This window comes from Pseudomonas sp. X4, assembly GCF_040784925.1.
GTDB classification, from domain to species: Bacteria; Pseudomonadota; Gammaproteobacteria; order Pseudomonadales; family Pseudomonadaceae; genus Aquipseudomonas; species Aquipseudomonas putida_Z.
Genome location: NZ_CP160798.1, coordinates 5,297,704 through 5,316,267 on the forward strand (window position 1 = coordinate 5,297,704; position 18,564 = coordinate 5,316,267).

Annotated in this window: 20 protein-coding genes; 13 read left to right on the top strand and 7 right to left on the bottom strand. The window is 64.0% G+C overall.

Going from position 1 to position 18,564, the window contains the following annotated elements:
• Positions 1 to 13 precede the first annotated feature (13 nt).
• Positions 14 to 727: an MgtC/SapB family protein gene (locus ABX298_RS23505; protein WP_013972648.1), complete on the bottom strand. Its 714-nt coding sequence runs from the start codon at positions 725 to 727 to the stop codon at positions 14 to 16.
• A gap of 397 nt (positions 728 to 1,124) precedes the next feature.
• Between ABX298_RS23505 and ABX298_RS23510 the strand changes: the two genes are divergently transcribed.
• Positions 1,125 to 1,592 (top strand): sterol desaturase family protein, encoded by a 468-nt coding sequence (locus tag ABX298_RS23510; RefSeq protein ID WP_085589635.1) that lies wholly within the window; start codon positions 1,125 to 1,127, stop codon positions 1,590 to 1,592.
• A 118-nt stretch (positions 1,593 to 1,710) separates the two neighbouring features.
• Here ABX298_RS23510 and ABX298_RS23515 read toward each other — a convergent pair whose 3' ends face one another.
• Complete coding sequence (locus ABX298_RS23515) at positions 1,711 to 2,604, bottom strand: bile acid:sodium symporter family protein (protein WP_025339072.1); 894 nt, start codon at positions 2,602 to 2,604, stop codon at positions 1,711 to 1,713.
• A 184-nt stretch (positions 2,605 to 2,788) separates the two neighbouring features.
• Between ABX298_RS23515 and ABX298_RS23520 the strand changes: the two genes are divergently transcribed.
• The 12 genes from ABX298_RS23520 to ABX298_RS23575 all read left to right on the top strand — a co-directional run bounded on the left by ABX298_RS23520 (position 2,789) and on the right by ABX298_RS23575 (position 13,821).
• On the top strand, positions 2,789 to 3,652 hold the full coding sequence (locus ABX298_RS23520; RefSeq protein WP_025339073.1) for a Dyp-type peroxidase: 864 nt from the start codon (positions 2,789 to 2,791) through the stop codon (positions 3,650 to 3,652).
• Between the two features lie 89 nt (positions 3,653 to 3,741).
• Positions 3,742 to 4,650: an aldo/keto reductase gene (locus ABX298_RS23525; protein ID WP_075045207.1), complete on the top strand. Its 909-nt coding sequence runs from the start codon at positions 3,742 to 3,744 to the stop codon at positions 4,648 to 4,650.
• 4 nt (positions 4,651 to 4,654) lie between these two features.
• Positions 4,655 to 5,938, top strand: a complete 1,284-nt coding sequence (locus ABX298_RS23530; protein ID WP_075045208.1) for an NTP/NDP exchange transporter — start codon at positions 4,655 to 4,657, stop codon at positions 5,936 to 5,938.
• 148 nt (positions 5,939 to 6,086) lie between these two features.
• Positions 6,087 to 6,263 (top strand): general stress protein, encoded by a 177-nt coding sequence (locus tag ABX298_RS23535; protein ID WP_003259933.1) that lies wholly within the window; start codon positions 6,087 to 6,089, stop codon positions 6,261 to 6,263.
• Positions 6,264 to 6,323: 60 nt separating this feature from the next.
• Complete coding sequence (locus ABX298_RS23540; RefSeq protein ID WP_003259932.1) at positions 6,324 to 6,521, top strand: hypothetical protein; 198 nt, start codon at positions 6,324 to 6,326, stop codon at positions 6,519 to 6,521.
• A gap of 21 nt (positions 6,522 to 6,542) precedes the next feature.
• On the top strand, positions 6,543 to 7,877 hold the full coding sequence (locus ABX298_RS23545) for an iron-containing redox enzyme family protein (RefSeq protein ID WP_075045209.1): 1,335 nt from the start codon (positions 6,543 to 6,545) through the stop codon (positions 7,875 to 7,877).
• Positions 7,877 to 8,830 carry a class I SAM-dependent methyltransferase gene (locus tag ABX298_RS23550; protein WP_084785180.1) on the top strand — a complete coding sequence of 318 codons (954 nt, stop codon included), beginning with the start codon at positions 7,877 to 7,879 and terminating at the stop codon, positions 8,828 to 8,830. The genes ABX298_RS23545 and ABX298_RS23550 overlap by 1 nt, the downstream gene beginning before the upstream one ends.
• A gap of 6 nt (positions 8,831 to 8,836) precedes the next feature.
• Positions 8,837 to 9,943, top strand: coding sequence for a carboxylate-amine ligase (locus ABX298_RS23555; protein ID WP_075045210.1), 1,107 nt, complete (start codon positions 8,837 to 8,839; stop codon positions 9,941 to 9,943).
• A 56-nt stretch (positions 9,944 to 9,999) separates the two neighbouring features.
• Complete coding sequence (locus ABX298_RS23560) at positions 10,000 to 10,587, top strand: nucleosidase (RefSeq protein ID WP_084785181.1); 588 nt, start codon at positions 10,000 to 10,002, stop codon at positions 10,585 to 10,587.
• A 489-nt stretch (positions 10,588 to 11,076) separates the two neighbouring features.
• Positions 11,077 to 11,580: a hypothetical protein gene (locus ABX298_RS23565; protein ID WP_367393724.1), complete on the top strand. Its 504-nt coding sequence runs from the start codon at positions 11,077 to 11,079 to the stop codon at positions 11,578 to 11,580.
• Positions 11,581 to 12,021: 441 nt separating this feature from the next.
• Complete coding sequence (locus tag ABX298_RS23570; protein WP_075045213.1) at positions 12,022 to 12,927, top strand: SDR family oxidoreductase; 906 nt, start codon at positions 12,022 to 12,024, stop codon at positions 12,925 to 12,927.
• Between the two features lie 72 nt (positions 12,928 to 12,999).
• A complete protein-coding gene (locus tag ABX298_RS23575) occupies positions 13,000 to 13,821 on the top strand; it encodes a Ku protein (protein ID WP_075045214.1) in 822 nt (273 codons plus the stop codon).
• Between the two features lie 158 nt (positions 13,822 to 13,979).
• Here ABX298_RS23575 and ABX298_RS23580 read toward each other — a convergent pair.
• The 5 genes from ABX298_RS23580 to ABX298_RS23600 all read right to left on the bottom strand — a co-directional run bounded on the left by ABX298_RS23580 (position 13,980) and on the right by ABX298_RS23600 (position 18,515).
• A protein-coding gene (locus tag ABX298_RS23580) for an IS3 family transposase (RefSeq protein ID WP_237140941.1) occupies positions 13,980 to 15,331 on the bottom strand; the annotation gives its coding sequence in 2 pieces (ribosomal slippage) (positions 13,980 to 14,854 and positions 14,854 to 15,331; 1,353 coding nt in all).
• Between the two features lie 121 nt (positions 15,332 to 15,452).
• Positions 15,453 to 16,112, bottom strand: coding sequence for a glycosyltransferase family 2 protein (locus ABX298_RS23585; protein ID WP_367393725.1), 660 nt, complete (start codon positions 16,110 to 16,112; stop codon positions 15,453 to 15,455).
• On the bottom strand, positions 16,109 to 16,708 hold the full coding sequence (locus ABX298_RS23590) for a bifunctional 2-polyprenyl-6-hydroxyphenol methylase/3-demethylubiquinol 3-O-methyltransferase UbiG (protein WP_025339086.1): 600 nt from the start codon (positions 16,706 to 16,708) through the stop codon (positions 16,109 to 16,111). Before ABX298_RS23590 ends, ABX298_RS23585 begins: the two co-directional genes overlap by 4 nt.
• 11 nt (positions 16,709 to 16,719) lie before the next feature.
• Positions 16,720 to 17,475 carry a PIG-L deacetylase family protein gene (locus ABX298_RS23595; RefSeq protein WP_367393726.1) on the bottom strand — a complete coding sequence of 252 codons (756 nt, stop codon included), beginning with the start codon at positions 17,473 to 17,475 and terminating at the stop codon, positions 16,720 to 16,722.
• Positions 17,472 to 18,515 carry an acyl-CoA dehydrogenase family protein gene (locus tag ABX298_RS23600; RefSeq protein ID WP_075045218.1) on the bottom strand — a complete coding sequence of 348 codons (1,044 nt, stop codon included), beginning with the start codon at positions 18,513 to 18,515 and terminating at the stop codon, positions 17,472 to 17,474. Before ABX298_RS23600 ends, ABX298_RS23595 begins: the two co-directional genes overlap by 4 nt.
• Positions 18,516 to 18,564 lie beyond the last annotated feature (49 nt).

An 18,564-nucleotide genomic window follows, 5' to 3' on the forward strand; every position in this document is an offset into this window, starting at 1 on the left:
AAGTCCTTTCGTTCTAGTCTGCCGCCAGCACCTGCGGCTGCAATTGCCAGCGCACCGAGCTTACACCTTTTTCCAGGCTGACCCGGCTGACCAACCGTTCCAGTTGCGCTGGTGCCTGCGCGGTGCCGAGCAGTTCGGCGCGCACTTCCAGGCGTGCGGGGTTCGCCAGGTCTTCGCTGTGCAGTGACTGCAGGCGCAGCTGCGGGTCACCCAGGCTGTGCAACATCAGGCTGCGGACCTGGATCTCGTCCTCGGCGCGGCAGACGATGCGCACCTCGAAGTGCTGTTCCACCTCGCTGGCCGGCACCACTTCCTGGCGGTCCAGGCGCTGGGCAATGTCACGCAACAGGATATTGGCACACAGCACCACCAGGCTACCCAGCGTCGCTTCCAGCAGCAGCCCGAGGCTGCACAGCACGCCGACCGCGGCCGTGCACCACAGCGTGGCGGCGGTGTTCAGGCCGCGTACGTTGAACCCGTCGCGCATGATCACGCCGCCACCAAGAAAACCGATGCCCGATACCACGTACGCGGCGATACGCGACGCATCGGTGGGCGCCATGCCCGGCACCGCCTGGGTCATCAGCACGAACAGGCAGGCACCGGTGCTGACCAGTGCATTGGTGCGCAGCCCGGTCAGGCGCTGGCGCAGTTGACGTTCGGCGCCGATCAGCGCCCCCAGCAGCAGGGCGATGCTGACACGCAGCAGAAATACTTTCCAATCCATAGCAAACCTCTTCCACGGGCACACGCCCGCAAGAACGCCATCAGCTGGCGCGGTTGAAAAACCAGAAAATGCGCAGGACCACGAAGGGGGAGGAAGAAGAGGGGGATTACAAGAAACCACCGTCTTGCCAGGCCGGCCAGACAGTGCAGGACACTGCCGGACTAGCGCGCCACGTGGGCCTGTCGCATGCGACTGGGGCTACTGTCCAATGCAGGTCTCCTGTTCAGGGATGCAAAATTGCGCCGCGGACCTTACGCCCCGTGGCAGGCCAGGTCAAGGGCAAAAACATGACAATGGCTTCATCCGCAATGGGCCTGCTACCGGTCACGCCTGCATGGAAAAAAATGCGGGCAATCGGTACCCTTGCGCCTTCCCTTGCCATCCCCCGGACCGTTCCATGCTGTTCAATCTCGCCGTGCTGTTCGGCACCCTGGTGGCCATGGAGGGCGTTGGCACGCTGGCTCACAAGTACATCATGCATGGCTGGGGCTGGTGGCTTCACCGCTCGCACCATGAGCCGCAACTGGGCATGCTCGAAACCAATGACCTGTACCTGGTGGCCCTGGGGCTTATCGCCACGCTGCTGGTGGCCCTGGGCAAGGGTGGTTATGCGCCCTTGCAGTGGGTGGGTGGCGGGGTGGCGGGGTACGGCGTGCTGTATGTCGTGGCCCACGACGGGTTCTTTCACCGGCACTGGCCACGCAAGCCACGGCCGGTCAACCGCTATCTCAAGCGTTTGCATCGCGCGCACCGGTTGCATCACGCGGTGAAGGGGCGCACGGGGAGTGTGTCGTTCGGGTTTTTCTATGCACCGCCGTTGAAGGTGCTGAAACAGCAGTTGCGGCGTAAGCGCAGCCAGTTGTAAAAACCTGTACCGGCCCTATCGCCGGCAAGCCGGCTCCCACAAGGACAGCGCCAGCCTTCAGCCCTGCACCGTACCTGTGGGAGCTGGCTTGCCGGCGATAGGGCCACAGGCGGCACCTTCAATTGACGGTTTCACCCTTGGGCTGCGCCGCCACATGCCCGCGGCTCACCCACCAGCCAAACGCCGCCGCGGTGAAGAACATGATCAGGCTGTACAGCGCCGCCGGCACCGCCATGGTGGCGTTGTTCAGCAGCGAAGGGCTCAATGCCAGGGCAATCGCCAAGGTGCCGTTGTGGATGCCGATCTCCATGCCGATGGCAATCGCCTGGCGCTTGGGAATGTTCAGCAGGCGCGGCACCCAGTAGCCCACGCTCAGGCTCAGCAGGTTGAACAGCAGCGCGGCCAGGCCCACCACCGGCGCGTACGCAACCACGGTCTGCCAGTCCTTGGCCAGCGCCAGGACGATGGTGAACGCCAGGAACAACGCGGCCACCAGCTTCATCGGCTTCTCCATGCGCGCGGCGAAAGCGGGTGCGAAGCGGCGAACCAGCATGCCCAGCGCCACCGGTAGCAGGACGATGGCGAACACCTGCATCACCTTGGCAAATTGCAGCGGTATGGCCTGGTCCGATGCCATGAACCAGCTCAGCGACAGGTTCACCAGCAGTGGCATGGTCAGGATCGCGATCAGCGAGTTGACCGCCGTCAGGGTGATATTCAACGCCACATCGCCATGGGCCAGGTGGCTGAACAGGTTGGCCGTGGTGCCTCCAGGCGAGGCGGCCAGCAGCATCAACCCCACCGCCAGGGCCGACTCCAGGCCAAAGCCGTTGGCAATCAGGAAGCACACCAGCGGCAGCAGCAGGATCTGGCAAACCAGGCCTACCACCACCGGCTTGGGGTACTTCACCACGCGGGCGAAGTCGGCCAGGGTCAGCGATAAACCGAGGCCGAGCATGATGATGCCCAGGGCCAGCGGCAGAAAGGCGGTGAGCAAAGGTGAGGCGGTCATGGGCGGTCTCTCGGGCGAAGGATCCCGAGCAGTGTAGGTCGGCCCTGATTGATAGCTAATTGCAAAGCGCCAGCCCTTGGTAACCGTTTGTTACCAAGCGCAGCGGCCAGCGAGGCTGTATGCCGCGTTGCAGTAGGCCTGCAGGCGCAGTAGCATTCCGGTTTTTACCGAGGATTAGCCTGTCATGCCGTTCCAGCAAGGTCTGCTTGCCACCCCGGTGCCGGCCCACGCCCGTCACCTGTTCTTCACCCTGCAGTCGCCAGAGGCCCTGCCTGCTGCCCTGGATGCCTTGCTGCCGCAGGTCGATGGCGAACAGCTGATCCTGGGTGTCGGCGCCCCGCTGGCCAAGGCCCTGGGCCGTGAAGTACCTGGCTTGCGCGCCTTCCCGCAGCTGGATGCTGCAGTGGAGAACCCCAGCACCCAACACGCCCTGTGGCTGTGGCTGCGCGGCAACGAGCGCGGCGACCTGCTGCTGCGGGCCCAGGCTCTGGAGCTGGCATTGGCACCGGCCCTGCGCCTGGCCGACAGCGTCGACGGCTTCCTGCACCGTGGCGGCCATGACCTGACCGGCTATGAGGACGGCACCGAAAACCCGGTGGACGAAGAGGCCGTGCAAGCGGCCATTGGCGCCGATGGCTCCAGCTTTGCCGCGTTCCAGTTGTGGAAGCACGACCTGGAGTACTTCAAGTCGCTGCCCCAGGCCGACCAGGACAACATCATCGGCCGTCGCCTCAGCGACAACGAAGAGCTCGAGGACGCCCCCGAGTCCGCCCACGTCAAGCGCACGGCCCAGGAAAGCTTCGAACCAGAAGCGTTCATCGTCCGTCGTTCGGTGGCCTGGGCAGACCAACGTGGCGCTGGCCTGGCCTTCGTGGCCCTGGGCCACAGCTTCGATGCGTTCGAGGTGCAGCTGCGGCGCATGAGCGGCCTGGAGGACGGCATCATCGACGGCCTGTACCGCTTCAGCCGGCCACTGACCGGTGGTTACTACTGGTGCCCGCCCATGAGCGAGACGGGTGTCGACCTGAGCCTGCTGCTGCAAGCCTGATCGCTAAACATCCAGATACAGAAACACCGGACGCAGCGGGGTACAGCGGCTAGCCTTGAAAGTTTCCGCTTCGTGACGGGAGCTTTTCCATGTACGCACGTCGTGATGTCCTACGTGCGGGTGCTACCTTGGGCTTGCTGGCCGCCAGCCCCTGGTTGCACGCCGCTGCCCCGGCGGGCTTGCTGACCCGCAACGTGCCGAGCACCGGTGAAGCGCTGCCGGTGATCGGTGCCGGTACCTCCGGCAGTTTCGAAGTGCAAGCCGGTTCGGCCCAGTACCAGCAGCTGAAAGTTGTACTGAAGGCGTTCTTCGAAGGCGGTGGCCGGGTCATCGACACCTCGCCCAACTACGGCGGCGCCGACAGCATTCTCGGCCAGCTGCTGGAAGAGGGCGGCTGGCACCGGCAGTGCTTCATCGCCACCAAGATCGCCGCCGACAGCCGGGCAGACGCCGAAGCGCAATGGGCCGGCAGCCTCGAGAGCCTGCGCACCGACAAGGTCGACTTGCTGCAGATCCACAACCTGCGCGACTGGCAGACCCAACTGCCCTATGCCCGCGAGTTGAAGCAGCAGGGCAAGACCCGCTATGTCGGCATCACCCATTACCTGAACAGTGGCCAGGACGAGGTCGCCCGCATCGTGCGCAGCGAACCGCTGGACTTCATCCAGATCAACTACTCGGTCAATGCCCCCGACGCCGCCCGCGCACTGCTGCCGCTGTGCCAGGACAAGGGCGTCGCCGTGCTGATCAACCGGGCATTCGACGATGGCCGCCTGTTCGCCCGGGTGAAGGACCAGGCCTTGCCCGGCTGGGCCGCAGAGGCAGGTATCGGCAGCTGGGCGCAGTTGTTTCTGAAGTTCGCCATCAGTCACCCGGCGGTGACCACGGTCATCCCCGCGACCAGCCGACCCGAGCGCCAACTTGACCAGCTCAAGGCCGGGCACGGGCCGTTGCTGACCCAGGCGCAGCAACAGGCGCTGATCAAGCAGTTTGCCTGACACCATGGCAGCCTGGCGGCGGCGCCTGGACCAGGGGCTGAATATCCAGCCCGGCGAAGGGCCGGCGGTGATCGCCGGTTTGCTGCTGTTCTACCTGTTGTTCACTGGCTATTTCATGCTGCGCCCGGTGCGCGAAACCATGGGCGTTGCCGGTGGCGTGGACAACCTGCAATGGCTGTTCACCGGCACCTTCATCGCCACCCTGGCGTGCCTGCCGTTGTTTGGCTGGCTGGCCTCCAAGGTGCAGCGCCGGTACATCCTGCCCTGGACCTACGGCTTCTTCGCCAGCAACCTGCTGCTGTTCGCCGTGCTGTTTGCCCGCAATCCGGAAGCTTCGTGGACGGCTCGGGCCTTCTACATCTGGTTGTCGGTGTTCAACCTGCTGAGCATCTCGCTGGCCTGGAGCGTTCTCGCCGACCTGTTTTCCACCGCGCAAGGCAAGCGCCTGTTCGGCCTGCTGGCGGCCGGGGCCAGCCTGGGTGGGCTCAGTGGCCCCATCCTGGGCACGCTGCTGGTGGCGCCGCTGGGCCATGCCGGGTTGCTGGTGCTGGCCGCGGCGTTGCTGCTGGGAAGCATTGGCGCCACGTTGTACCTGCAACGCTGGCGAACGCGGCATCCACTGCCGGCGCAAGCCGAGCGGGCAGGTTCCCGGCCACTGGGCGGCAATCCGTTTGCCGGTGCCACTGCCGTACTGCGCTCGCCCTACCTGCTGGGCATTGCCCTGTTCGTGGTGTTGCTCGCCAGTGTCAGCACCTTCCTGTATTTCGAACAGGCACGCATCGTCAGTGAAACCTTCACCGACCGTACCCGGCAAACCCAAGTGTTCGGCCTGATCGACACCGTGGTACAGGCCTTGGCCATCCTCACCCAGGTGTTCCTTACCGGTCGCCTGGCCCGCCGCCTGGGGGTGGGCGTGCTGCTGGTGGCGGTGCCGCTGGTGATGGCTGCGGGCTTCCTGTGGCTGGCACTGGCCCCGGTGTTCGCCGTGTTCGTGGTGGTGATGGTGGTGCGCCGGGCCGGTGAGTACGCGCTGGTGCGGCCGGGGCGGGAGATGCTGTTCACCGTGCTGCCCGCCGAGGACAAGTACAAGGCCAAGAACTTCATCGACACCGTGGTCTACCGGGGCGGTGATGCGCTCAGCGGGTGGGTCAAGCGGGGGCTGGATGTGATAGGCGAGTACCCGCAACTGGCGATGTTGATCGGTACGCTGATTGCCCTGGGCTGGGCGATGACCGGAGGTTTGCTGGGAAGGCGACAGGCACGCCTGGAAACCACATCGCGCGACTGACAGGCGCGCCAAATATGCTGATGCCGCTTATTTAATGCCGTTGGTCCGAACGCTTCGCATTAAACCGAATCCGCCGAAATGACCGAACTCCCAACTGGTGTACGGCAGGTAATGCCGTGCATTCCGAAGTCATACGAGGTTTAAGACCATGGCCAACAAAGAGAACAGCCGCACCGGCAACCAGCAAGGCAGCCAGGGTGGCAACAAGAACCCGGGCAACTTTGCCAATGACCGCGAAAAAGCCTCCGAAGCTGGGCGCAAGGGCGGCCAGCAATCCGGTGGTGGCCGTACCAGCGAATCGGGCCGCAAGGGCGGCCGTTCGTAAGTGAGGCTACGCAGTGCCCGGGTGATCGGGCACTGCGATTCTGCACATGAGGAGAACCCCATGCGATTGATCCCTCTCATAGCGCTGGTGGGCACGCTTGGCTTGCTGGGTGGCTGTTTCGACCGGGACAACGACCACCCGGCAAAGGATGCCGACCAGAGCAAACCTTCGCTGCAGATGCAGCAACCCGGCGACAAACCTGCTCCCCAACCTGCGCCGGACCCTGAGCCGATGCCTGGCCAGAAACCCAGCCAATAAAACGCGGACAAGGACTACGGCATGACGGTAATGACCCGCAAGACCGCCGCGGTGATACCAGCTTCGGCAAATGGGCCAAGCCTGAAGGAGCGTTACAACAAGTTGCTCGTGGCCCACGACACCACGAGCGCGGCGTGGCTGAGCGAACAATTGGTACGCGCGCAGCGTTTGCCGGATGACTTGCCTGCCGATCCTGCTCAGCTGGAAGCCTGGAGCGCTAGCCATGCAAACCAGGTGGCCGAGGCCTATGCCAGTTACCTCGAGCAACGCCGCCAAGGCGCGCCGCGGCGCTATTTTGCCAACCGCGCCCAGGCGTTGTGGTTCCTGCAACAAGTGGCGCCCACCAAGGCAGTGGACGGGGCATGGCTGCACAGTACCTTGCGACAGTGGGGCGATCCGCGCTATCACGGCCTGATTCGCACCTACCTGGAAGAACTGGGCGGCGGTGATCCGCGCTGCAACCATGTGCTGATCTACCAACGGCTGTTGAGCCGGCTGGGTTGCCTGGGTTTGCCTGAACTGGACGACCAGCGTTATCTGCAAGGCGCCTTGCAGTTGGCATTGGGGCGCCACGGCGATGATTTTCTTCCCGAGGTTATCGGCTACAACCTGGGCTATGAACAACCACCGTTGCATCTGCTGATCACCACCTACGAACTGGCGGAACTGGGCATCGATGGCCATTATTTCCAGCTTCACGTGACCATCGACAACGCGGCCAGCGGGCATGCGCATCTGTCCATCCAGGCGCTACGCCAACTCTGCCCGGCCGACGAAGCTGGCCAGTTCTACCAGCGGGTGCGCAGTGGCTACCGCTTGAACGACCTGGGGCTTGATACACCCAGCCTGATCAGCAGCTTCGATCTTGAATCCGAATTGCTGTCGGCACTGGAGCACAAGCGCAATTTTGGCCAGTTCATGCATTCCGACCATTGCCGCCTGCAAAAGCGTACCGTCAACCAATGGCTGGCCGAACCCGGCGCCATGCCCGCGTTTCTGCAGGCCTTGCAGGCGCAGGGCTGGATCCGCCGTGGTGAAGCACCCGCCAACAGCCGCTGGTGGGGGCTCATCGACGGCCCCTCGGCACCGATGTGTGGCGTGTTCACGGCGTATGAAAAACAACTATGGCACGACTGGATCGCGGCAGGTTGGCAAGCCCGGGGGCGCCGCGTGCTGCCTGGCAGCTGGGAGGTGCAAGTGCAATCGGATGATGCGCTTTCGACTCCTGCCGCGGACGCCGATATCGAGACGTTGATCGACACGATGTCCGGTAACCGCCATGCAACACCGGAAGGCTTGCTTGCCACTCGGCGCTATATGCGTGCTACCGGCCTTGTTCAGGAGATCACCCGCTGATGCTGCTCGATCCGCAACAGACCCAGGCTGACCAGGCAATGCTGCAACTGGGCAGGCGCTTGCGCGCCGACGGCTACCGCTTCACCTGCGTCACCCCGGCAACCCATGCTCGCGTGAATGCGCGCCCGGAAGCCGGGCAGGCCAGGACAGTGCGCGATGTGTTCGGCTGGAACCGTCCGTTCCGATCGTCACTGGTTTCTGCCGATGAGCTGGACCAGATGCGGCAGGCCCAGGTACTCGAGGAGCACGGTGATTTGCTGATCAGCCGCGTGCGCTGGTCCACCCTCGACGACCTGCTGCTGGTGCACTCCGCGTACCCCACCCAACAATCCGACGCGGTGTTTTTCGGCCCCGACAGTTATCGTTTCGCCCAGGTCATCCATGATCACCTGCAACGCACGCCGAAGCGTGTCGAGCATGCCGTGGATATCGGTTGCGGCACGGGTGTCGGCGCCTTGCTGATTGCCCGAGCGGCTCCCCATGCCCAGGTCAGCGCCGTGGATATCAACCCGCTCGCGCTGCGTTACACCGCGATCAACGCGGCATTGGCGGGCCTGAGCAATGTGTCCGTGGAGCCAAGTGACCTGCTCGGCGGCATTACCGGGCTGTTCGACCTTATCGTTGCCAACCCTCCGTACATGCTCGATGCCAGCGAACGTACCTATCGGCATGGCGGCGGTTCGCTCGGCGCGCAGCTTTCGCTGCGGATCGTCGAACAAGCCTGCGAGCGGCTCGGCTCGGGGGGCTCGCTACTGTTGTATACCGGCGTGGCGATCGTCGAAGGCCGGGATGCCTTGCTCGAAGCCATTCGCCTGCGCCTGGCGGGCCCGGAATGGTCCTGGGTGTATCGGGAAATCGACCCGGACGTGTTCGGCGAGCAACTGAACGAACCCGGTTACGAGCAGGTCGAGCGCATCGCTGCGGTGGTGCTCACAGTTACCCGCAACAGTTGAGGCAGCATGGCCCGACCCTGCACGTTCGGCATCGAGGAAGAATACCTGCTGGTGAACCTGGACACAGGGCAGGTGCCAGCCACACCTTCGCCAGCCGTGGTCGGGCGTTGTCGCAAGGCGCTGGGCCAGCATTTTGCCCAGGAAATGTTCCGCAGCCAGATCGAGGTGGCCTCGCCGGTGTTCGCCAACCTGTTCGAGGCACGCGAGTTCTTCCAGCAAAGCCGCCAGCGGCTGAATACAGCGCTGGCCGAAGAGGGCATGGGCCTGTACGGTGCGGCGAGCCACCCCAATGCCGCCTGGCTGCGGCAGAAACCTGCTACCCCCGCGCACTACCAGCAACTGTTCGCTGACTACCGGCATGTGGCGCGGCGCAGCCTGCTCAACGGCCTGCATGTACACGTGGGCGTACCGCCAGGTTGCGACCGCATGCAATTGATCAACCGCGTACTGGGCTGGTTGCCCTTGTTGCTGGTGCTGAGTGCGTCATCCCCGCTGTGGGCAGGCCAGTGCACCGGCTACATGAGCTATCGGCGGGTCATTTGCGGGGAGTGGCCGCACATGGGCTTGCCCGAGCCTTTGCCGGACTGGGCCGCCTACGAGCGCTACCGCGCATTGCTGCAACGCACAGGATCGCTGGCCGCGGATGGCGACTTCTGGTGGGCGATCCGGCCTTCGCGGCGCTTCCCGACAGTCGAGCTGCGCATCTGCGATGGCTGCCCGCGGCTTGAGGACGCGCTGTGCATCGCTGCGCTGTTTCGTCACCTGGTGGAGCACAGCATCGTGTACCGGCATGACCCGGCGGCCTGCAACCGCGAACAGCGCTGGATCACCCAGGAAAACTACTGGCGCGCCATGCGTCATGGGCGCCAGGGCAAGTTCATTGGCCTGCATGAGCAACAGCCGGTCACGGCCGAAGGTTGGTTGGCCCAATTGCAGGAGCAGTTGCCGATCGACACCGCAGACGCCGAGCGTGCCTTTCACCATGCACAACGCCTGCTGCGCGACGGCACCCATGCCGATCAGCAACTGCAATGCCTGGCTCAGGCCAGCGCTGCCGGCCTGGGCAGGGCGCAGGCGTTACGGGCCGTGGTAGCCGCCGGGGCTTGCAATTAACCGGGGTTTGCCGAAAATGGCCGCGCCTTTCGCAGCCACTCGGAACCACCTGCGCCATGATGCTGATCAAGCAATTCCCCGACATTACCCTGGACGACACGTTGTTTGTCTTCGCCCTCGAAGCCGAGGCCGGCGATGTATTCGCTGACGTCAACACCGTGTTCACCGGCATCGGCAAGGTCAATGCTGCCATCGCTCTGACCAAGGCCATTGCCGCGCGCCGGCCCAGGCTGATCGTCAACCTCGGCTCGGCCGGCAGCCAGCGCCATGGCAAGGGCGAGGTGGTGTGCTGTACCCGCTTCGTGCAGCGCGACATGGATGTGACCCCGCTGGGCTTCGCCCGCTACCAGACACCTCTGTCGGACATCCCGGTGGTGCTGGAGCATGGGGCGCAAATCCCCGGCCTGGCCCTGGAGACTTGCGGCAGTGGTGACAGCTTCGAGATCAACCATGGCGATGCACCTTATGACGTGGTCGACATGGAAGCCTACGTGCTGGCGCTGATCGCACGCGGCGAAGGCATCCCGTTCGTGTGCCTGAAATACATTTCCGATGATGCTGGCAGTGACGCGGCGCAGGACTGGGCGGTGCAGGTTCACCTGGCGGCCGAGGCTTTCAGGCAGGTGCTGTTCAGCCAGGCGTGACGGCTAGCTTGACTGGGGCTGCTTTGCAGCCCTTCGCGGGCTTGCCCGCTCCTACAGGTTTGGTGCCATGCTCAGGATATGCGCGGTTCCTGTGGGAGCGGGCAAGCCCGCGAAGGGGCGCAAAGCGGCCCCAAGAGTCTTGAAACGTACCTTGGCCTGATATTCGGTCCTTTGAACTCAGGCAGACAGTACTAGTCTTAATATGTGGGAATATTTCCCACGCAAAGATGCTGACTGGCTCTGAAGGATCGTGCGAAACCGAAGCTGCTCGCTGACACTGCAGATCTATGGCCGCGCCGGTTGGCTGTCCGCTTCATGGGCGGTTGCGAACTCATTGGTCATTGCGTTCGATACGGAGATGACGACGCAACTCCAAGCGGAGGTGCATCATGTTGCTCAAGAAATGTTTGTTGGCATTGGCAATAGGTGGCGTCCTGTCGGCCTCGACCGTCCTGGTGCCCGACTACATCGGTAGTTTCTCCAGCGTGTATGCCAAAGACGGTGGCAGCGGCGGTGGCGGCGGTCACGGTGGTGGCAGCGGTGGTTCTGGAGGCGGCGGTGGTCACGGTGGTGGCAGCGGCTCTGGAGGCGGTGGCGGTCACGGTGGTGGCAGCGGTGGCTCTGGAGGCGGTGGCGGTCACGGTGGTGGCAGCGGTGGCGGAGGCAGTGGTCACGGCGGTGACGGCGGTGGCGGTCATGGCGGCCATGGTGGCCCGGGGGCCGGCGATGGTGACCATGGTGGCATGGCCGGCAGAGGCCCAGGCGATGCGCACGACAACGACAACGACAACGACAACGACAACGACAACGACAACGATGCGGCAGATGCCGCCCGGGACGCAGCGCGAGACGATGCTGATGCAGCCAGAGACGCTGCAAGGGCTGAAGCAGATGCCGCCCGGGATGCGGCAAAAGCTACTGCAGATGCCGCCAGAGACGCTGCCAGAGCCGAGGCGGATGCAGCCCGTGACGCCGCAAAAGCTGCTGGCGTAGCCGGCGCAGATGAAGCCAGAGACGCTGCCAGGGCCGCGGCAGATGCTGCCCGCGACGCAGCCAGAGACGAAGCTGATGCCGCCAGAGATGCTGCCAGGGCTACGGCAGATGCCGCCAGGGACGAAGCCAAAGTCGCTGCCAATGCAGCCAGAGACGCTGCAAGGGCGGATGTGGACGACGCGCCAGATGCTCCAGACGCGCCAGATGCACCGGATGTCGACGCAGCTGAGGTACGGAACTAGTCACTTTGAGTGACGTATCGACCGCTGGTCAGTGTTTGGGCCAGTCGGAAAAAACCATCGATGGCGGTTTACCTCGAAATCGGTAGAACGGCCTTCGCGGGCTTGCCGCTCCCACAGGACTACCACCAGTTTCAATACCTGTGGGAGCGGGCAAGACCGCGAATGGGCCAACACCGGTTTCACCAGAGGAGTGGCCCCCATGCCCAGCAAACCCCACGACCAGTTCAGCATGCAGAACCCGCTGACCCAGTACCCGCACCCTCCGTTCCCGGCCCAAGGCCAGCCAGCACCAGGGCTGGACGCCAACATGCAGCCCGAACCAGACCACGGCGAAACCACCTACAAGGGCTTTGGCCGCCTGGCGGGGCGCAAGGCGCTGATCACCGGCGCAGACTCGGGCATCGGCCGGGCAGTGGCCATTGCCTTCGCCCGCGAGGGTGCCGACATTGCCCTCAATTACCTGCCCATCGAACAACCCGATGCCCGCGAAGTCATCAAGCTGATCGAAGCCGAAGGCCGCAAGGTGGTGGCCCTTGCCGGTGACCTGAAGGACGAGCAGTTTTGCAAGGAACTGGTCGACCAGGCCCACGAGCAGCTCGGCGGCCTGGACATCCTGGTCAACGTCGCCGGCAAGCAGGAGGCGCGCAAGGACATCAGCCAGGTCAGCCACGAGCAGTTCGACCACACCCTGAAAACCAACGTCTACGCGCTGTTCTGGCTGTGCCAGGCGGCCGTTCCGCTGATGCCGGCGGGGGCGACCATCATCAACACCGCCTCGATCCAGTCCTACCAGCCTTCGGCCACCTTGCTCGACTATGCCACCACCAAGGCCGCGATCGTTGCCTTCACCAAGGCCTTGGCCAAGCAGGTGATCGAGCGCGGTATCCGGGTCAACGCCGTTGCCCCTGGCCCCATCTGGACCGTGCTGCAGCCCAGCGGCGGCCAGCCACCGGAGAAAATCCCCGACTTCGGCGCGCATACACCGATGAAGCGACCGGGGCAGCCCGCCGAATGTGCGCCGGTGTATGTGTTGCTGGCCAGCCAGGAGTCCAGCTACATCACCGGCGAGGTGTTCGGCGTGACCGGCGGCAACCCGCTGCCGTAGGGCGGGGCGGCTAAACCTTCGCCGCCCGTTGCAGTCGATTCAGGTATTGGCAGGCAACCTGGGAGCACCTCCATGGCTAGGGCAATCTGGAAAGGCGCCATCAGTTTTGGCCTCGTGCACATCCCCGTGGCCCTCAACACCGCGGTGCGCACCGAGCGGGTCGATTTCGACTGGCTCGACAAGCGCAGCATGGAACCGGTCGGCTACAAGCGGGTGAACAAGGTCACCGGCAAGGAAATCGACAAGGACAACATCGTCAAGGGCGTCGAGTTCGAAAAGGGCCGCTACGTGGTGATCAGCGAGGAGGAAATCCGCAAGGCCCGGCCGGAGGCGACCCAGACGATCGATATCTTTTCCTTCGTGGAGGCGGGCGAGATCCCGCTGCAGCACTTCGACACGCCGTACTACCTTACCCCCGACCGCCGTGGCGGCAAGGTGTACGCCTTGCTGCGCGAAACCCTGGCAAAAACCGGCAAGGTGGCGCTGGCAACGGTGGTGCTGCACACCCGCCAGCACCTGGCGCTGTTGCGGCCACTGGATGATGCGCTGGTGATGATCACCCTGCGCTGGCCCGAAGAAGTGCGCGGGCTGGAAACGCTGGAACTGGACAGCAGCGTCACCGAGGCCAAGGTGGACAAGCGCGAACTGGACATGGCCAAGCGGTTGGTGGAAGACATGAGCGGGCCCTGGAAACCCGCGGAGTACCACGATGCCTTCCGCCAGACCATCATGGACCTGGTGGAAGAGAAGGCCAGCAAGGGCAAGATCGAGACTGTGGAGAAGGGCGAGGCGACGGAAGCGGGGAAAAGCGCGGACATCCTCGACCTCACCGAACTGCTCAAGCGCAGCCTCGGTGGCAAGAAGCCGGCGAAGAAGACACGCAAGGCGTCGTGAAAGGAATCGTCACCGCAAGCCAGCTCGCATGGAACTGTACCCTGTGGGAGCGGCTTTAGCCGCGAACACCGGCGCAGCCGGTGCCATGCACCGCGTTGAGTTCTTCGCGGCTAAAGCCGCTCCCACAGGGTGGACTGCCCCCGAAAAGTTGGACAGTTTTAGCCAGTGGCCTGAGTCCTGTAGCTGACAGGGCTCAGACCATTGAGTTTCAGCCTGATGCGGTCATGGTTGTAGTAATGGATGTACTCCTCCAGGCCCGCCTTCAGCTGTTCGACGCTTTCAAAGCGCTTCAGGTAGAAGAACTCTGACTTCAGTGTGCCGAAGAAGCTTTCCATCGCTGCATTATCCAGACAATTGCCCTTGCGAGACATGCTCTGCTTCACACCGCGCGCTGCGAGCTTATGGCGGTATTGGGGCTGCTGGTAATGCCATCCCTGATCTGAGTGGATCACTAGCTTGGGCTTTTCACCCAACCCATCGAGCGCCTTTTCCAGCATGTTCCCAACCAAGCCATAGGTAGGCCGGCAAGCTGTTTCATAGGCGATGATCTCACCGTTGTACAAGTCCATCACGGGCGACAGGTAGAGCTTTTGTTGGGCCACTTTGAACTCAGTGACATCGGTCACCCACTTCTGGTTGGGGCGTTGCGCGACGAAATTACGCTCAAGCAAATTCATGGCCACCTTGCCGACAATGCCGCGATAGGATCGATACTTCTTCGGGCGTACAACGGACTGCAAACCAAGCTCAGCCATCAACCGTTCAATGACCTTCTTGTTGACCAAGGTCCCCTGATTCCTGATGGCAAGGGCAATGCGGCGGTAGCCATACAGCCCTTTCTCCTCGTGATAGACACGCTGCACCAATTCCTTGAGCGAGGCGTGCCTGTCCGGCTTTTGCTGGCACTTGACCTGGTAATAAAAGGTACTGCGTGCCAACCCCACCATCTGCAAGAGGTCAGGCAGCGGATATTTATGTCTGAATTTGCAGACGATCAGGGCTTTTTCGTCCGTGTTCGCTCCTTCTCCTCTCGCAGAGCCTTTAACTCCTTTAGGACATCATTCTCCATGCGCAGATACTCGAGCTCGCTCAACAACTGCTCACGAGATTTCTCTGCGTCATTGGTGTCTGTCGGCTTGATGGGCTTAATTTTCTTCGGCACGGCTGATTTTCTTTGTTTGGCGAGAGTGGCTACAGGACTGCCACTGTAGTGCTGCCGCAGCCAAATGCCTATCTGTGAGGACTGTCCAAGGTCAAAGTGCGCCGCTGTTTGGCGCAGGGACAGGCGATGCTCAAGCATGTACTTGAGCACCCGCCGCTTGAATTCCTCGGTGTAGCGGCGACCATGCGAGCGAGGGCTGAGGCTGGCATCGGCTTGGTAGCCAGCAACCCAGCGCCGAAGCAGGCTGAAATCGATGCCAAAGTGTTGTGCCACCTTGCGAAAGCCCCGGCTGCCCTCTAGGTAAGCGGTGATAGCCGTGAGCTTGAACTGCTCTGTGTATTTACCCATAGATCCCCCAAGGGTTGGATTGGTGTCCAACTTCTTGGGGGCAGTCCAGGGATCGCGCCAACTTTTAGAATTTGAGCAAGACTGTTGCTCCCACAGGGTACGCGCCGCTTGCGAACCAGGATCAGACCTGTGTCTGCAACCCCGCCAGATAATCACCAAACCCTTCGCGCGCGCGGCTGTCGCGCCGGCTGCTGGTGGCCACGCTGTGCCTGGCGGTCCATACGATCTGCGCACCACTGGCCTGCAAGTCGCTGACCAGTTGCACATCCTCATGTGCCGCCAGGGGCTGGAAGCCGCCCACTCGATCATAGGCGTCGGCACACACACCCAGATTGGCCCCATGCACATGCCGATGCCCCTCACGTGCCTGGTAACGGCTGTGGTACAGCTTGCGCAAGGCCGCTGTCTGCCAGGGTTGCCAGTACTCGACATGCACCGTGCCGCACACCACCTCGGCACCGCAGGCCAGTTGCGACAGCAGCCAGTGCTCTGGCACCCGGCTGTCGGCATCGGTGCAGGCCAGCCACTGCGCGCCGCGCTCGACCATGTATGCCGCGCCCACCCGGCGGGCCATACCGACGTTGCCAGCATCCACCGTCAGCACCTGTACACCGAAACGCCTTGCCACGGCGGCGCTGCCATCGCTGCAGCGGTCCAGCACCACCAGCACCTCCACCTGGTGCCCCGCCTGCTGCGCCTGCAGGGCGGCAGCCAGTACTGCCCGCAGGCAGCGCCCAAGGCGCCGAGCCTCGTTGTGGGCCGGGATCACCACGGCAATCATGGGCAGGTCTCGTCGAGGTCGACCACGCTGGGCTGAGAGGCCCAGTACTCCAGCACGAAGTCCGCCTCGTCATGCTGGAACTGCAGATACAGCGGCAGGTGCCGGGCCAGCATGCGGTGCACTTCACGCCCGTCCTGCGGGCAGCCGGCGATGGGATGCTTCCAGTGGCAGGCCAGCAGCCCACCATCGTAGGTCAGGCTGGCCACCGACTGTTCGATCACCTGCAACCAGTCGGTCGGGTCGAGGTAGTAACCCACCTCGCTCAGCACGATCAGGTCGAAATGCCCATGCGGCCAGTCCGAGGGCAGCCGCGCCAGTTCCACAGAGACATTGCTCAGTCCAGCCAAGCGTTCACCGGCCAGCGCTACCGCAGTAGGGTCCAGGTCCTGGCACAACAGGTTGGCACAACGCTCGGCCAGCAAGGCGCTCAGCTCGCCATTGGCGCAAGCCGGCTCGAACACGCGCTGGTAGCACTGGCGCGGCAGGCTGGCCATGACCAGCTCGCGCTTGCGCTTTTCGTACCAGCGGGTGCGAAAGGCCCAAGGGTCTTCACTGGTGGCGTACAGGTCGGCGAAATACTGTGGGTCGAGGCTCATGACAACTCCATTTACAGGAACACCAGTTCGAAAGGTTGCAGCAGACAATCCAGCAAGTTCGGCGGCAGTACGGGCGGGCGCTGGCCATCCGGCTCCAGCTGGCTGACATGGGCGGCCAGGGCCTTGCGCTTGCGGGCCAGGCTGGCCTCGTCCAGCTGGATGCGGTGGGCCCGCGGCCAAGGCAGGCGCGGGTCATCCGGTTGCGCCCAGTGCCACGCCCACACGGGTACCTCCAGGCATTGCACCTTGCGCACCCGGGCCGCCTGCGCCGCAGCCCGGCCCACTGCCTCGTGGTCACAGTGGCCATCGCCGCTCCAGGTGGTCATCAGCAGGTCGTCAGGCCTGAGCAACTGGCTCAGGTGGTTGAGCAGAAACGCCTCGTCACGTGGCAACGCGCCGTCCTTGAGGTGGAGCCGCCGCCAGTCCAGGCGGCCGAGGTCGAGGTCGAGCTGTTGCAGCGCATGGCGGCTTTCCAGCGGCCTTTGCCGGCGCAGGCGGTGTTCGCTCCAGCGGGTAGAGCCGGGATGGCTGGCTTCACCATCGGTGGCGGAGATCAGCACCAGGTCGTCTTCCCGGCCATGAAAGCCCGCCAGCAGCCCGCCGGCCATGAGAATTTCATCATCGGGGTGCGGAGCCAGCAGTACCAGGCGGCGGCCTGGCGGGCACAGCTGCTGCGGGGTGATCCAGGTGGCCCTGGCCAGGTGCGCGGCCTGCTGCCAGGCCGCCCACGGCGTACCGCTGTTCGCCTGGATCAGGTTTTGCCTCATAGCTGCCAGACTCCCGCCGGCCGTTGTGCCAACTGCTCGCCGAGCGCCGCCAGGTCGCGCTCGGCATGGCTCTGGCGCAGGAACACCGGCAAGTCGGCGCTCAGCCGGGCAAAGTGGTTGTCGCGACAGAAAGGCGTGGCGCCCAGCGCCCGGCCAACGTGGTGGATCACTTGCTCCACGGCCTGTTCCACCTGGGCGCGGGTGCGGCGTACTTCGAAGCTGGCGTCCGCGCCTGGCTGGCGGTCGATCCACGCCGCGCATTCGCGCAGTGCCGCCCTGGCGCCGTACAGGGCGGCGTCGACCGCGCCCAGGTGAGCATCGGCATGTGGGTCGGGGCGGGGGTTGCGGCAGTGTTCGCGCAGGTAGTCTGCCAGGGCTTCGGCGGCGCCGTACCAGCAGGCCGCAATGCCAGCGCCGCCATGCCAGAACCCGGGGCGTGACAGGTATTGCCCGGGGCGGCCGATGGCGATGCCAGGGGTATGGTGGAATTCGACTTCGACACTGGCGGTGGTGGCCATGCCGATGGCCTGCCAGCGGTCTATGGCAAGGCCCTGGCTGGGATGGGACAGTTCGATGGCCACCAACTGGGGCTGGTCGTGCTGGTCCCAGGCCGTGACCAGCGCCCGGTCGATCTGCAGTGCGCCCGAACACCAGGCCTTGCGACCCTCCAGGCGGACCTGGTCGCCATCTCGGGCGACGATGCAGGCGCGGGCATCCGGCGGTTCGGCGGCCCACACGCCCCATATACCCTCGGCAGCGTGGTGCGCCGCAGCGCATTCGGCAAGGATCGCCAACGCGTCGGTGTGGCCCTCGTACAGCTTGGCCAAGGCGAGGTCACAGCCTGCCACCCGGGCCAGGGTTTGCCAGCGCCGTAGCGTATTGCCCTGGCCGGGCAGGGGCAGCAGGTCGAGGTGGTCGGCTTGCAGCGCCTGGATCAGCTGCGGCAACTGGGTATCCAGGTTGAGCGGTTGCTGCCGCTCGCTGAAGGCTCGCAGCAGGCGATCGAGGTTGGTCAGGTCAAAATCCTGGACGATGCTCATGGGCTCGGCTCCTTGGTGAGGCACTGCGGGCGTAGTGCTGCAGGCAAGC

Bases quoted from the DNA above. Each gene is read 5' to 3' on its own strand.
- ABX298_RS23505 (WP_013972648.1), bottom strand. From the start codon at position 727: ATGGATTGGAAAGTATTTCTGCTGCGTGTCAGCATCGCCCTGCTGCTG.
- ABX298_RS23510 (WP_085589635.1), top strand. From the start codon at position 1,125: ATGCTGTTCAATCTCGCCGTGCTGTTCGGCACCCTGGTGGCCATGGAG.
- ABX298_RS23515 (WP_025339072.1), bottom strand. From the start codon at position 2,604: ATGACCGCCTCACCTTTGCTCACCGCCTTTCTGCCGCTGGCCCTGGGC.
- ABX298_RS23520 (WP_025339073.1), top strand. From the start codon at position 2,789: ATGCCGTTCCAGCAAGGTCTGCTTGCCACCCCGGTGCCGGCCCACGCC.
- ABX298_RS23525 (WP_075045207.1), top strand. From the start codon at position 3,742: ATGTACGCACGTCGTGATGTCCTACGTGCGGGTGCTACCTTGGGCTTG.
- ABX298_RS23530 (WP_075045208.1), top strand. From the start codon at position 4,655: ATGGCAGCCTGGCGGCGGCGCCTGGACCAGGGGCTGAATATCCAGCCC.
- ABX298_RS23535 (WP_003259933.1), top strand. From the start codon at position 6,087: ATGGCCAACAAAGAGAACAGCCGCACCGGCAACCAGCAAGGCAGCCAG.
- ABX298_RS23540 (WP_003259932.1), top strand. From the start codon at position 6,324: ATGCGATTGATCCCTCTCATAGCGCTGGTGGGCACGCTTGGCTTGCTG.
- ABX298_RS23545 (WP_075045209.1), top strand. From the start codon at position 6,543: ATGACGGTAATGACCCGCAAGACCGCCGCGGTGATACCAGCTTCGGCA.
- ABX298_RS23550 (WP_084785180.1), top strand. From the start codon at position 7,877: ATGCTGCTCGATCCGCAACAGACCCAGGCTGACCAGGCAATGCTGCAA.
- ABX298_RS23555 (WP_075045210.1), top strand. From the start codon at position 8,837: ATGGCCCGACCCTGCACGTTCGGCATCGAGGAAGAATACCTGCTGGTG.
- ABX298_RS23560 (WP_084785181.1), top strand. From the start codon at position 10,000: ATGATGCTGATCAAGCAATTCCCCGACATTACCCTGGACGACACGTTG.
- ABX298_RS23565 (WP_367393724.1), top strand. From the start codon at position 11,077: ATGCCAAAGACGGTGGCAGCGGCGGTGGCGGCGGTCACGGTGGTGGCA.
- ABX298_RS23570 (WP_075045213.1), top strand. From the start codon at position 12,022: ATGCCCAGCAAACCCCACGACCAGTTCAGCATGCAGAACCCGCTGACC.
- ABX298_RS23575 (WP_075045214.1), top strand. From the start codon at position 13,000: ATGGCTAGGGCAATCTGGAAAGGCGCCATCAGTTTTGGCCTCGTGCAC.
- ABX298_RS23585 (WP_367393725.1), bottom strand. From the start codon at position 16,112: ATGATTGCCGTGGTGATCCCGGCCCACAACGAGGCTCGGCGCCTTGGG.
- ABX298_RS23590 (WP_025339086.1), bottom strand. From the start codon at position 16,708: ATGAGCCTCGACCCACAGTATTTCGCCGACCTGTACGCCACCAGTGAA.
- ABX298_RS23595 (WP_367393726.1), bottom strand. From the start codon at position 17,475: ATGAGGCAAAACCTGATCCAGGCGAACAGCGGTACGCCGTGGGCGGCC.
- ABX298_RS23600 (WP_075045218.1), bottom strand. From the start codon at position 18,515: ATGAGCATCGTCCAGGATTTTGACCTGACCAACCTCGATCGCCTGCTG.